At 72.1% G+C, this 12,258-nt stretch carries 13 protein-coding genes; 6 read left to right on the forward strand and 7 right to left on the reverse strand.

Going from position 1 to position 12,258, the window contains the following annotated elements:
* Positions 1 to 22 precede the first annotated feature (22 nt).
* Positions 23 to 736, reverse strand: a complete 714-nt coding sequence (locus tag CPH93_RS13730) for a copper homeostasis protein CutC (RefSeq protein ID WP_093484636.1) — start codon at positions 734 to 736, stop codon at positions 23 to 25.
* Positions 737 to 1,023: 287 nt separating this feature from the next.
* Here CPH93_RS13730 and CPH93_RS13735 point away from each other — a divergent pair, with 287 nt between their 5' ends.
* Both CPH93_RS13735 and CPH93_RS13740 read left to right on the forward strand, forming a co-directional pair.
* Positions 1,024 to 1,707 carry an HD domain-containing protein gene (locus CPH93_RS13735; protein ID WP_159394993.1) on the forward strand — a complete coding sequence of 228 codons (684 nt, stop codon included), beginning with the start codon at positions 1,024 to 1,026 and terminating at the stop codon, positions 1,705 to 1,707.
* Positions 1,708 to 1,877: 170 nt separating this feature from the next.
* Positions 1,878 to 3,173, forward strand: coding sequence for a Cmx/CmrA family chloramphenicol efflux MFS transporter (locus CPH93_RS13740; RefSeq protein ID WP_096213021.1), 1,296 nt, complete (start codon positions 1,878 to 1,880; stop codon positions 3,171 to 3,173).
* A gap of 109 nt (positions 3,174 to 3,282) precedes the next feature.
* Here the strand turns inward: CPH93_RS13740 and CPH93_RS13745 are convergent, their stop codons facing one another.
* The 3 genes from CPH93_RS13745 to CPH93_RS13755 form a co-directional block, all read right to left on the reverse strand.
* Positions 3,283 to 3,825 (reverse strand): pyridoxamine 5'-phosphate oxidase family protein, encoded by a 543-nt coding sequence (locus tag CPH93_RS13745; RefSeq protein ID WP_096213022.1) that lies wholly within the window; start codon positions 3,823 to 3,825, stop codon positions 3,283 to 3,285.
* 257 nt (positions 3,826 to 4,082) lie between these two features.
* The gene (locus CPH93_RS13750; protein ID WP_093484632.1) at positions 4,083 to 4,358 is read right to left on the reverse strand and encodes a DUF4031 domain-containing protein; all 276 of its coding nucleotides are present in this window, start codon (positions 4,356 to 4,358) and stop codon (positions 4,083 to 4,085) included.
* Positions 4,359 to 4,409: 51 nt separating this feature from the next.
* The gene (locus CPH93_RS13755; RefSeq protein ID WP_093489024.1) at positions 4,410 to 4,772 is read right to left on the reverse strand and encodes a hypothetical protein; all 363 of its coding nucleotides are present in this window, start codon (positions 4,770 to 4,772) and stop codon (positions 4,410 to 4,412) included.
* A gap of 130 nt (positions 4,773 to 4,902) precedes the next feature.
* Here CPH93_RS13755 and CPH93_RS13760 point away from each other — a divergent pair, with 130 nt between their 5' ends.
* From CPH93_RS13760 to CPH93_RS13775, 4 genes are all read left to right on the forward strand, one after another.
* On the forward strand, positions 4,903 to 5,850 hold the full coding sequence (locus tag CPH93_RS13760) for a MurR/RpiR family transcriptional regulator (RefSeq protein WP_371126818.1): 948 nt from the start codon (positions 4,903 to 4,905) through the stop codon (positions 5,848 to 5,850).
* Between the two features lie 164 nt (positions 5,851 to 6,014).
* Complete coding sequence (gene murQ, locus CPH93_RS13765) at positions 6,015 to 6,953, forward strand: N-acetylmuramic acid 6-phosphate etherase (protein ID WP_093484631.1); 939 nt, start codon at positions 6,015 to 6,017, stop codon at positions 6,951 to 6,953.
* 80 nt (positions 6,954 to 7,033) lie between these two features.
* Positions 7,034 to 8,851, forward strand: coding sequence for a PTS transporter subunit EIIC (locus tag CPH93_RS13770; RefSeq protein ID WP_096213023.1), 1,818 nt, complete (start codon positions 7,034 to 7,036; stop codon positions 8,849 to 8,851).
* A 49-nt stretch (positions 8,852 to 8,900) separates the two neighbouring features.
* Entirely contained in the window at positions 8,901 to 9,191 is a 291-nt protein-coding gene (locus CPH93_RS13775) for a hypothetical protein (RefSeq protein WP_096213024.1), read from the forward strand.
* 195 nt (positions 9,192 to 9,386) lie between these two features.
* On the opposite strand, the gene groL is transcribed toward CPH93_RS13775, so the two are convergent.
* From groL to CPH93_RS13790, 3 genes are all read right to left on the reverse strand, one after another.
* Complete coding sequence (gene groL / locus CPH93_RS13780) at positions 9,387 to 11,012, reverse strand: chaperonin GroEL (protein WP_006603858.1); 1,626 nt, start codon at positions 11,010 to 11,012, stop codon at positions 9,387 to 9,389.
* Positions 11,013 to 11,298: 286 nt separating this feature from the next.
* The gene (locus tag CPH93_RS13785; protein WP_003986833.1) at positions 11,299 to 11,502 is read right to left on the reverse strand and encodes a cold-shock protein; all 204 of its coding nucleotides are present in this window, start codon (positions 11,500 to 11,502) and stop codon (positions 11,299 to 11,301) included.
* 423 nt (positions 11,503 to 11,925) lie between these two features.
* Entirely contained in the window at positions 11,926 to 12,204 is a 279-nt protein-coding gene (locus CPH93_RS13790; protein WP_093484629.1) for a MoaD/ThiS family protein, read from the reverse strand.
* Positions 12,205 to 12,258: the final 54 nt, after the last annotated feature.

The following is a 12,258-nucleotide window of genomic DNA, read 5'->3' on the forward strand; positions in this document are numbered from 1 at the left end:
AGGTGCTGTCCGGAAAGCACGCCTAGCCCATTGCGCGGTCCAGCGCCTCCCGCCACTGCGCCACCGCCGCCGCGTCCACCGGCGCGGACCAGCCGGCAGGCCGGGCGGCACCCCCGATGTGGAAGGCGTCGAGGCCGGCCGCGCGCAGCGCCGGCAGATGGCCGAGGCCGAGGCCGCCGCCGACCAGGATCCGGGGCGCGTACCCGGGCTCGCCCGCCGCCGTACGCGCCTGCTCGGCCAGCAGCGTCGGCAGCCCCTCGTCCACGCCCTGCGCGGAGCCGGCCGTCAGATAGGTGTCGAGCCCCGTGGCCCCCGGCGCCGCCGCCAGCTCCTTGCGCAGCGCGTCCCGGTCGGCGGCCCGGTCGATGGCCCGGTGGAAGGTCCACCGGCAGCCGTCGATCACCTCGGTCAGCGCCGCCAATGCGGCGAGGTCCGGCCGCCCGTCCGGCGTCAGGAATCCAAGGACGAACTCCTCGGCGCCCTCCGCCCGGAGCGCCTCGGCCTCCTCGCACAGCGCCCCCACCGCGCCGGCCGCGAAGCCGTCCGTGGCGCGCAGCATCACCCGCAGCGGAAGGCCGACGGCCGCCCGGACCGCCGCGAAGGTGGCCCGCGGCGGGGTGAGCCCGTCGGCCGCCATGTCGGTGACCAGCTCCAGGCGGTCGGCCCCACCGGCCTGGGCGGCGACCGCGTCCTGCGGGCCGAGCGCGATCACCTCCAGCAGCGCGCGCTTGCTCATATGACCCAATCCTTCGATGACGGCATGACGGGACGCCCCTCAAGAGGTCTAGTCCAATATCCCAGGGTACGGGCCGTCCGGCCTCCGGGGGACCGGATCGCCACCGGCGCGACCGGAATCCGCCCGAACGCCGCCTGCACCTGCCCGGAGCGCCGGCCACCGCCCGGGCCGTCCGGACCGTCCGCCCCTATCGCCCTGACCGCTCGCCCCGCCGGGCGCACCGCGGGCTCGCATCCGGGCGCCCCGCCCCCGTTCCGGATCACCCCGCACGGGGCACAATGGCTCGCATGACTCCCGTGTCCCGTACGGCAGACACCACCGACCCGACGCCGGAGCTGCGGCAGCGCTGGACGCTCACCATCGCCGAGGCCCGCGGCCGCAGGCACCCCACGGCCCCCGACCCCGCCCCGTATGCGGACAACCTGCTGTCCCGTTGGAGCGAACCACAGCGCCGCTACCACACCGTCGAGCATCTTGCCGCGGTCCTCCACCGGATCGACGAACTGGCCGAGCACGCCGATGACCTGGCCGTCGTTCAGCTGGCGGCATGGTTCCACGACGCGGTCTACCGCCCGGACCGCTCCGAGAACGAGGAGCGCAGCGCGGCCCTCGCCGAGCGCGCACTGCCCGAACTCGGCGTCGGCGCGGCCCGCACGGCCGAGGTCGCCCGCCTGGTGCGGCTCACCGTCACCCATGACCCGGCGCCCGACGACCCCGACGGCGAGGTGCTGTGCGATGCCGACCTCGCCGTACTGGCCGGCTCCCCCGACCGCTACGCCGCCTACGCCGCCGCGGTCCGCGAGGAGTACTCCTTCGTCCCCGACGCCGATTTCACGGCCGGCCGCTCCGCCGTACTCACCCAACTCCTGGCCCTGCCACGCCTGTTCCGCACCCCCCGCGGCTACGACCTCTGGGAACACACCGCCCGCCGCAACCTCGCCACGGAGCTGGATCTGCTGGGCGGCGCGTAACGGGGGGCGTGAGCGGCCCGGCGTGTAACGCGGGTCCGTAGGAGCGACCCGGCGCGAAACGCGGGCCCGTAGGCGGCCGGCGCGTAACGCGGGGCCGTAGGGGCGGCTCGCCGCGAAACGCGGGCCCGCCTGCGGGAATGCACGGGGTCCTACCGTGGTTAGTAGCTGATATGCCCGCACCGCCCGACCGCACCCGCCTGCCCCTCGCCGTCTACGTCCTCGGCCTGTCCGTCTTTGCCCTCGGCACCTCCGAATTCATGCTCTCCGGCATCCTCCAGCCGCTCGCCCGCGATCTGCGCGTCTCCATCCCGCAGGCCGGGCTGCTGGTCTCCGCCTTCGCGATCGGCATGGTGGTCGGCGCGCCCGTGCTCGCCGCGGCCACGCTCCGGCTCCCACGCCGGACGACGCTGATCGCGCTGCTCGCCCTCTTCGGCGTGGGACAGGTGGCCGGCGCACTCGCACCGTCCTACGGCGTGCTGTTCGTCTCGCGCGTGCTGAGCGCGCTGGCCTGCGCCGGTTTCTGGGCGGTCGGCGCGGCGGTCGCGGTCTCGCTGGTGCCGGTCACCGCGCGGGCCCGGGCGATGGCCGTAATGGTCGGCGGCCTGAGCATCGCCAATATCGCGGGCGTCCCGGCCGGCGCACTGCTCGGCGAGCATGCCGGCTGGCGTGCCGCCTTCTGGGCCGTGGCCGGTCTGGCCGCGCTCGGCCTGCTCGGAGTGATCGCGGCGGTGCCGCACACGGCCGTGCCGACCGGCGAGGACCGCCCGCAGCTCAGCCGTGAGCTGGCCATCTACAAGGACAAGCAGGTCTGGCTGGCGCTGTCCGCCACGGCGCTGAACGCCGCCGCGGTCTTCGCCCTCTTCTCGTACCTCTCGCCGCTGCTGACCGACACCGCCGGCCTCGCCGAGAGCTGGGTGCCGACGGTGCTGGCGCTCTTCGGCGTCGGCGCGCTGATCGGTACGTTCATCGGCGGCCGGATCGCCGATGCCCATCTCTTCGGCACGCTCTTCGGCGGTATCGCCGCCTCCGCCCTCGTACTGGCCGTGCTGGCGCTGACCGCGCACAGTCCGGCCGCCGCGGTCGCGCTCTCGCTGCTGCTCGGGGTCACCGCGTTCACCACGGCCCCGGCCCTCAACGCCCGGATGTTCAATGTGGCGAACGCCGCACCGACGCTGGCCGGGGCGACCACTACTGCCGCCTTCAACATCGGCAACACCATCGGCCCCTGGCTCGGCGGGCTGACCATCGGGGCGGGCTGGGGCTATCCGTCCGTGGCCTGGACCGGCGCCGCGCTGGCGGCGGCGGCCGTCGTCCTCACCGCCTTCGCCTTCCGGCTGCACCGCGCGACGAACACCTCCCGGCTGATCGCCTCCTCGTCGGCCACCGCCCACGCGTCGCAGAAGGCGCAGAGCGCGGGGGCTGTGGAGGCGACAGCTGAAGCGGCCGGGGCAGCGGACCGGCATTGAGCCACGCGGGGCGTGACCGGACGGCCCGGGGTGCCCGACCCCGGCCGGTCACGCCCCTACCGGTCACGCCCCTGCCGGTCATGAAACCGGCCGCTCATGAACCTGCCGGTCACGTCCCGCCGTCGAACCGCCATCGGGTCTGGCTGTAGGTCTCGCCCCGTCCGAATCCGAAGGCCGTGACCGGCTCGACCCGGAACACCAGGGCCCGGCCGCCCTGTCCGTGGAAGGCGCCGTCGCGGACGTCGAAGTGCCAGTCGCTGCCGTACTTCTCGACGTACAGCTCGGCCAGCCGGCGCAGCTCCGCCTCGTCCTGGAGCTGCACGGCCTCGCCCTCGACGACCACATCGAGGCCCGCATGCAGGTCGTTGCCGCCGGCGGTCGAGGTCGTCAGCACGCAGTGGGCGTTGGCCGCGAGGTTCTTGGCCTTGCGTTCGCCGGGGCCGGTGCAGAAGTGGAGCGCATCGTCCGCCCAGACGGCGAGCAGCGGGGTGACATGGGGGCGGCCGTCGGGGCGGACGGTGGTGAGCCAGAAGATGTCCGCCTCGGTCATTCCGCCGACGGCCGCGGACCAGCCGGTCGCCGTGGCCCCCTCACTGCTGTAGTCCGGGGCGAGATCGGTGGCCGGCTCTTTGCCCGGTTCGACGGCTGGCATGGCTTCCCCTTTCGGTACGGCACGCGCTCAGGCCCATCGTGCGCAGGCGCGCCACCCTGCCGCCGCTGCGACGCGCCGCAACGGGACCGGACGGACCGGGGACTGCGACGTACCGCAACGGGCCGGGAGGACCGGGACTGCCACGCGCCGCAACGGGACCGGGCGGACGGCGCTACGACGCGCCGCAACGGGACCGGGCAGCAGGCACTGCGGCTACGTGCGGCGGGGTGCGGGTCCCAGCCGACCGGGGCCGCGCCCTACTCCGGGGGCGCGGGCCGGTGCTTGGGGCGGCGCAATCCCGCATCCGTCAGCCGGCGCAGCAACTCCTTACTGCCGACCGCCACGGCTCCGGCCCGCAGCGCATCGGCGTACCGCTCCGCCGGCAGGTCGTAGTGGTCACGCTCGAACGCCCGCCGGGGCGCGCCGATGCCCGCCGCGAACTCATGCAGTTCGCCGAAGGAATGGTCGCTGACCAGATGCGACCACATCCGGCCGTGCCCCGGCCACGTGGGCGGATCGATATAGATCGCCACGTCAGTTCTCCGGCCGGATCGCCGTGTCAGCCCGCCGCACCATCGGCCGCCTCAGCCCTCCAGAGGAACGCCGAGCCGCCCGACCCGGGCCACCGCCACGGCCGTCTTGGGGCAGACCCAATGCGGGTCGGGCCCCAACTCCGGTTCGACGTCGAGCGCATGAGGATCGCCCGACTCCGTGCACACGGGGCACAGCGGCCAGCGGCCGTACCGGTCCAGGAGGGCGTCCTGGACGTCCTGCGCTATGAGTCCTGCGACGAATGCCGCGCCCTCAGGCCATTGCTCCACCCACCACCGGCGATGGACGACCGCGTCCTCCACGAGCGAGACGATGTCGGCGTCGGCCACCTTGTCCGCCATCAGGTCGGCGAGCACCAGCGCCCGCGCGGCATGCAATGCCTGTTCCATCTCCATGCCCCCCATTGTCTCCCGACGGCTCGCCGGCGAGCGGAGTTGTCCACAGCCCTCGGGCGGATCATGCGCGCTGTCCACAGCACTCACAGAGGGTATTGACGCCGGCGCTCGATGAAATTACTTTTCAAGAGTGAGTAGCAGCGTGAAGGAAACTTTCAAGGACCTGCCCGTCGAGCCCCGACCGGCACCGGCCCCACCCGCCCCCGCGGCGCTGGCCGCCAAGGTCCGCACCCTCGCCCCGACGATGACCCGCTCCATGCAGCGGGTCGCCGAGGCCGTCGCGAGCGACCCGGCCGGCTGTGCCGCCCTCACCGTCACCGGCCTCGCGGAGCGCACGGGCACCAGCGAGGCAACGGTCGTCCGGACGTCCCGGCTCCTCGGCTACCCCGGCTACCGGGATCTGCGCCTCGCGCTCGCCGCGCTCGCCGCCCAGCAGGCGGCCGGCGGCGCCCCCGCGGTGACCGCCGACATAGCGGTCGACGACTCCCTCGCCGATGTCGTGACGAAGCTGGCGCAGGAAGAGCAGCAGTGCCTGGCCGACACCGCGGCCGGGCTGGACGTCACCCAGCTCGAAGCCGCCGTCACCGCGCTCGTCGGCGCCCGCCGTATCGATGTGTACGGCATCGGGGCCTCCCATCTCGTCGGCCAGGACCTCGCCCAGAAGCTGCTGCGCATCGGGCTGATCGCGCACGCGCATGCGGACCCGCATCTGGCCGTGACGAACGCCGTACAGCTGAAAACCGGTGACGTCGCGCTCGCCATCACCCACTCCGGACGGACCACCGACGTCATAGAGCCCCTGCGGGTGGCCTTCGACCACGGCGCCACCACGATCGCCATCACCGGCCGCCCGGACGGCGCGATCGCCTCCTACGCCGACCACATCCTGACCACGTCCAGCGCCCGCGAGAGCGAGCTGCGGCCGGCCGCGATGTCGTCCAGGACCAGCCAGCTGCTGGTCGTGGACTGCCTGTTCATAGGCGTCGCGCAGCGTACGTACGAGACCGCGGCCCCGGCGCTCTCCGCCTCCTACGAGGCCCTCGCCCACCGCCACTCCCCCCGCAGCCACCAGCGCTGACACCGCTCGCACCGCTGGGGGCCGGTATGCCGCCGGACGGCCCGGACGGGCACCGCGGCAGCCGCTCGCCACAGCGGCCCGAAGCGGTCCCTCCGGCCACCGTCCGCGCCCCGGACGGCCGGCCGCCGCCCTTGCCCATCCGTCCCGGAAAGAGCCGCCACGCCATGACCTCCCCCACCGACTACGCACATCTGCGTGCCGAGCTGGACAGCCTCACCACCGAGGCCTTCCGGCCCGAACTCGCCGAGATCGACCGCCGCTCCACCCTGGACATCGCCCGCACGATGAACGCCGAGGACGCCACCGTCCCCGCGGCCGTCGCCGAGCGGCTCCCGGAGATCGCCGCCGCCATCGACGCCCTCGCCACCCGTATGGCCCACGGCGGCCGGCTGATCTACGCGGGCGCGGGCACGGCCGGCCGCCTCGGCGTGCTGGACGCCAGCGAATGCCCGCCGACGTTCAACACCGACCCGTCCGAGGTGCTGGGGCTGATCGCCGGCGGCCCCACCGCGATGGTCACCGCCGTCGAGGGCGCCGAGGACAGCAAGGAGCTCGCGGCCGAGGACCTGACCGCGGTGAAGCTGACCGACGAGGACACCGTCGTCGGCATCTCCGCTTCCGGCCGCACCCCTTACGCCATCGGGGCCGTCGAGCATGCCCGCTCGCTGGGTGCGCTGACCATCGGCCTGTCCTGCAACGCCGGTTCGGCCCTGGCGGCGGCCGCCGAGCACGGCATCGAGATCGTGGTCGGCCCCGAGCTGCTGACCGGCTCCACCCGGCTCAAGGCGGGCACCGCCCAGAAGCTGGTACTCAACATGATCTCGACCCTCACCATGATCCGCCTGGGCAAGACCTACGGGAATCTGATGGTCGACGTCCGCGCCTCCAACGAAAAACTGCGGGCCCGCTCGCGCCGGATCGTCGCGCTCGCCACCGGCGCCGGTGACCGGGAGATCGAGACGGCCCTGAGCAGCACGGACGGCGAGGTGAAGAACGCCATCCTGACCCTCCTCGGCGGAGTCGACGCCCCCACCGCCGCCCGTCTGCTCGACGCCGCCGACGGCCATCTCCGCGCCGCCCTCGAAGCCGCCCGGCCCCACTGAGGCCGCCCACCCCGCAGCACCCCGCCCTGCCGAACCGCCGACCCCTCCGCCGGATTTGTCACCACAGCAAGGCACCGCCCATGTCCGAAGACAAGAACCGCGCCACCGCCGCCGCGCTGCTCCCCCTGGTCGGCGGCGCCGGGAACGTCACCTCCATCGCCCACTGCATGACCCGGCTCCGCCTCGGCATCCGGGACCCCGCCCTCGTCCGGCACGAGGCCCTCAGGGCGCTCCCGGCCGTCCTGGGCGTGGTCGAGGACGACACGTACCAGATCGTGCTGGGCCCCGGGACGGTCGCCCGCGTCACCCCCGAGTTCGAGCGCCTGGTGGAGCGGAACCGCGCCGGACGGCCGGCCGCAGAACCGGCCGCCACCACACCGACCACCGGTCCCGCGGCCGCGGAGGAGCCCATCGCCCCCACGCCCGGCGAGCCGCCCCGTGGCCCCGAAACCGCCACATCGCCCGCCGACCCGGCATCCACACCCCGGCCCACCGCACCGGCCCCACCACCGGGCCCGGCCGGCGCCCCTCCCACCGCCGCCGACGAACTCGCCGCCCAGGGTGCCGCCCTCAAGGCCCGGCAGAAATCCCGGAACGCCACCCCGGCGAAGCTGTTCCTCCGCCGGATCGCCCAGGTCTTCGTGCCGCTGATCCCGGCCCTGATCGGCTGCGGCATCATCGCCGGCATCAACGGTCTGCTGGCCAACCTCGGCTGGCTGCCCTCCCTCGTCCCGGCACTCGCCGCCCTCGCCTCCGGCTTCATGTCCCTCATCGCCGTCTTCGTCGGCTACCACACCGCCAAGGAGTTCGGCGGCACACCGATCCTCGGCGGCGCGGTCGCAGCCGTCATCGTCTTCCCGGGCGTCACCCATGTCACCGCCTTCGGCCAGCAGCTCGCCCCCGGCCAGGGCGGGGTGCTCGGCGCGCTGGGTGCGGCGCTGCTCGCCGTCCAGGTGGAGAAGCGCTGCCGGCATGGGATCTTCCCCGGCCGAGCGCGGTCGAGAGCGTGGGGCAGGGTCCCCGAGGCGCTGGACGTCCTGGTCACCCCCACCCTGACGGTCCTGGTCACGGGCCTGGTCACGCTGTTCGGCCTGATGTACGCCGCGGGCGCGGTCTCCACCGCCACCGGCACCGCCGCCACCTGGCTGCTGGCCCACGGCGGCGCCCTCGCCGGATTCGTCCTGGGCGGCCTCTTCCTCCCCCTCGTGATGCTGGGCCTCCACCAGGCCCTGATCCCGCTCCACACCACCCTCATCGAGCAGCAGGGCTACACGGTCCTGCTCCCGATCCTCGCGATGGCCGGCGCGGGCCAGGTCGGCGCCGCCCTCGCCGTCTACCTCCGCCTCCCGGGCAACCGCTCGATCCGTACGACCATCAAGTCCGCCCTCCCCGCAGGCTTCCTGGGCGTCGGCGAGCCGTTGATCTACGGGGTCTCGCTCCCCCTGGGCCGCCCCTTCATCACCGCCTGCATCGGCGGCGCGTTCGGCGGCGGCTGCATCGGCCTGTTCAACCAACTAGGCGACACCGTCGGCTCCACCGCCATCGGCCCCTCCGGCTGGGCCCTGTTCCCCCTGGTCAGGGGCAACCAAAGCCTCACCACCACCCTCGCCGTCTACGCCCTGGGCCTGGCCGCCGGCTACCTCGCCGGTTTCCTCGCCACCTACTTCTTCGGCTTCAGCAAGCACATGCGGGCGGAGCTGAACGCCGATCAGCACCCCACCGCCGGCGTCGATCCGGGCAGCCTCACGGGCACGGACCCCGCAGACGCTACGGAGGCCGCCGACCCCGCGAACCCCGCCCCGGCAAGAAGCGGCCCCACCACCGGTCCCCCAACCGACCCCGCCACCGATCCCACCACCGATCCGACCACCGGCCCCACCACCGCCAGTCGCCCCTGAGCCCACCGAACCGCAGTGCGCCGTCGGACCCCGGCAGTAGGGTCACGCCATGCTGATCCGATTACGCCGACCCTGGCGCGCCCGGCTGCTCGTGGCGCTCACCGTTCTCCTGCTGGCCGTCGGCGGAGTGGCGCTGATTCTGTGGGGCGAGACGCCGCCCTCGTACCGGCCGCTGCCCCATCTGCCCGCCGCACACGGCAATGTGAGGATCCTGGTCGCCTTCGAAACCACCCTCAACCGCGACGCCCCGCCCGCACCGGCCACCCTCTGCGGCGCCGTAATGCTGTCCCTGGCCGGGGCCCTCTCCCTCGCGGGCTGCCTGATCGCCCGCCGCCGATAACACCGCCGACGCACAACCGGCCGAGCGAAGACCGGGAAACGCGCCCCACCCGGCCCCGCACACAACGGACCAGCCAACGCCCCCACCACCCCACCCCCAAAACGCCGCCAGGGCGGCACCCCCTGGGAGGAGGGTGCCGCCCCGACGTACGTCTGGACGTGCGGTCCGGGAGGACCAGCGTCTGATCCGCGAGGATCAGAAGTCCATGTCACCGCCCGGCATGCCGCCCGGAGCACCCGCCGCGGCGGCCTTCTCCGGCTTGTCGGCGATGACGGCCTCGGTGGTGAGGAACAGCGCCGCGATGGAGGCGGCGTTCTGCAGCGCGGAACGGGTGACCTTGGCCGGGTCGATGATGCCTTCGGCGATCATGTCGACGTACTCACCGGTCGCGGCGTTCAGGCCGTGGCCGACGGCCAGGTTGCGCACCTTCTCCACGACAACGCCGCCCTCAAGGCCACCGTTGACGGAGATCTGCTTCAGCGGGGCCTCCAGGGCCAGCTTCACAGCGTTGGCACCGGTGGCCTCGTCACCGTCGAGGTCCAGCTTCTCGAAGACCGAGGAAGCCTGGAGCAGGGCGACGCCACCGCCGGCGACGATGCCCTCCTCGACGGCCGCCTTCGCGTTGCGAACGGCGTCCTCGATGCGGTGCTTGCGCTCCTTGAGCTCGACCTCGGTGGCGGCACCGGCCTTGATGACGGCCACGCCGCCGGCCAGCTTCGCCAGACGCTCCTGGAGCTTCTCGCGGTCGTAGTCCGAGTCGCTGTTCTCGATCTCGGCGCGGATCTGGTTGACGCGGCCCTGGACCTGCTCGCTGTCACCGGCACCGTCGACGATGGTGGTCTCGTCCTTGGTGATGACGACCTTGCGGGCGCGGCCGAGCAGTTCGAGACCGGCGTTCTCCAGCTTGAGGCCGACCTCCTCGGAGATGACGGTGCCACCGGTGAGGATGGCGATGTCGCCGAGCATGGCCTTGCGGCGGTCACCGAAGCCCGGGGCCTTGACGGCGACGGACTTGAAGGTGCCACGGATCTTGTTGACGACCAGGGTCGACAGGGCCTCGCCCTCGACGTCCTCGGCGATGATCAGCAGCGGCTTGCCGGACTGCATGACCTTCTCCAGGAGCGGCAGCAGGTCCTTCACGCTGCTGATCTTGGAGTTGACGATGAGGATGTACGGGTCGTCGAGCGCGGCTTCCATGCGCTCCATGTCGGTCGCGAAGTACGCCGAGATGTAGCCCTTGTCGAAGCGCATACCCTCGGTGAGCTCCAGCTCCAGACCGAAGGTCTGGGACTCCTCGACGGTGATGACGCCTTCCTTGCCGACCTTGTCCATGGCCTCGGCGATCAGCTCGCCGATCTGGGTGTCGGCGGCGGAGATGGAGGCGGTCGAAGCGATCTGCTCCTTGGTCTCCACGTCCTTGGCCTGCTCCAGCAGGGCAGCGGAGACGGCCTCGACGGCCTTCTCGATACCGCGCTTGAGGGCCATCGGGTTGGCGCCGGCGGCGACGTTGCGCAGGCCCTCGCGGACCAGGGCCTGGGCCAGGACGGTCGCGGTCGTCGTGCCGTCACCGGCGACGTCGTCCGTCTTCTTCGCGACCTCCTTGACCAGCTCGGCGCCGATCTTCTCGTACGGGTCCTCGAGCTCGATCTCCTTGGCGATGGACACACCATCGTTGGTGATCGTGGGGGCGCCCCACTTCTTCTCGAGGACGACGTTGCGGCCCTTGGGGCCGAGGGTGACCTTGACGGCGTCGGCGAGCTGGTTCATCCCGCGCTCGAGACCGCGCCGTGCCTCCTCGTCGAACGCGATGATCTTGGCCATGTGAAGTGGTCCTCCCGGACTGGGGTGGATTGCTCCGGACCGCGCTGGCGCCCGCGACGGACGACCTGCAGACCCGCGGCGGTTCCTTGCCCCACCCGGCCTGCGGGCCTCACCGACCCGGTCCTTCATTGTCACTCTCACTCGGAGAGTGCTAACGCCAATGATTAGCACTCGCAGGGTGCGAGTGCAAGCGCCCATCGAGGGATACCCCCTACGGGGCAGACAGCAGAAGGCCCGTACCCCCTCAGGGGCACGGGCCTTCACAACGCAGCAGTCGGTCGGCGCCTCAGCCGGCCACCCGGACCATGTCCGCCTGCGGCCCCTTCTGGCCCTGCGAGATCTCGAACTCGACCCGCTGGCCCTCCTCAAGGGTGCGGTAGCCGTCCATCTGGATCGCGCTGTAGTGGACGAAAACATCCGCACCACCGTCGACCGCGATGAAGCCGTACCCCTTCTCCGCGTTGAACCACTTGACGGTGCCCTGAGCCATGCCTAACTCCCCTATTACTGGCCCTTGCGCAGGACCGCACTTCGCGGACCCGGGTCAGACCTCACCCCGCGAATGGCCCGTGGGGTGTGCGCCGGAACGCGTCGACCGCCGCTGAATGTATCTGCACAGATGCCCAGAGCAACAGGTCAATCGGACGAGAATTCTGGGGCCGGAGAATCGGCAATATGAGGTGAAATCCCGGTTCTCCAGGGCAAGTCGGGCCGGGCGTAGCACACATAAGCGACAAATATCGCTCACACTTCGAGCACAACTGATCGCTGTCTCATATGCGTTCGGCACGCGCACGGTGATATCCGGAGGGGGATCACCCCAATAGTATCTCCTTTCACAACATGGAATTGCCCCGTCCGCTTTCTGGCGGACGGGGCAATTCCGGTCAAGCAGGAGAAGAGTTGGCGCAAATCAGCAGCCGCCGGCGACCGCCGGAATGATCGAGATGCCCGCACCGTCCGGCGTCGGCGTCTCCAGACCCTGCTCGAAGCGCACATCGTCGTCGTTCACGTACACGTTCACGAAGCGTCGCAGCTTGCCGGCGTCGTCCAGCACACGGGCCGCGATGCCCTGGTGGTTCCGCTCCAGGTCGGCGATCACCTCGGAGAGGGTCGCGCCCTCGGCGGGGACCTCGGCCTGGCCGCCGGTGTAGGTGCGGAGGATGGTGGGGATGCGGACCTTGACGCTCATGGTTCTGCCTTCCGGGTGGTGCGGAGTACGAGTTCGGGGGCGGGGGCGGGGCCC

It is taken from the genome of Streptomyces sp. 2323.1 (assembly GCF_900221035.1).
Lineage (GTDB): Bacteria > Actinomycetota > Actinomycetes > Streptomycetales > Streptomycetaceae > Streptomyces > Streptomyces sioyaensis.

Coding starts and splice junctions, on each gene's coding strand:
- CPH93_RS13730 (WP_093484636.1), bottom strand. CDS start 736: ATGAGCAAGCGCGCGCTGCTGGAGGTGATCGCGCTCGGCCCGCAGGAC.
- CPH93_RS13735 (WP_159394993.1), top strand. CDS start 1,024: ATGACTCCCGTGTCCCGTACGGCAGACACCACCGACCCGACGCCGGAG.
- CPH93_RS13740 (WP_096213021.1), top strand. CDS start 1,878: ATGCCCGCACCGCCCGACCGCACCCGCCTGCCCCTCGCCGTCTACGTC.
- CPH93_RS13745 (WP_096213022.1), bottom strand. CDS start 3,825: ATGCCAGCCGTCGAACCGGGCAAAGAGCCGGCCACCGATCTCGCCCCG.
- CPH93_RS13755 (WP_093489024.1), bottom strand. CDS start 4,772: ATGGAGATGGAACAGGCATTGCATGCCGCGCGGGCGCTGGTGCTCGCC.
- murQ (WP_093484631.1), top strand. CDS start 6,015: ATGACCTCCCCCACCGACTACGCACATCTGCGTGCCGAGCTGGACAGC.
- CPH93_RS13770 (WP_096213023.1), top strand. CDS start 7,034: ATGTCCGAAGACAAGAACCGCGCCACCGCCGCCGCGCTGCTCCCCCTG.
- CPH93_RS13775 (WP_096213024.1), top strand. CDS start 8,901: ATGCTGATCCGATTACGCCGACCCTGGCGCGCCCGGCTGCTCGTGGCG.
- groL (WP_006603858.1), bottom strand. CDS start 11,012: ATGGCCAAGATCATCGCGTTCGACGAGGAGGCACGGCGCGGTCTCGAG.
- CPH93_RS13785 (WP_003986833.1), bottom strand. CDS start 11,502: ATGGCTCAGGGCACCGTCAAGTGGTTCAACGCGGAGAAGGGGTACGGC.
- CPH93_RS13790 (WP_093484629.1), bottom strand. CDS start 12,204: ATGAGCGTCAAGGTCCGCATCCCCACCATCCTCCGCACCTACACCGGC.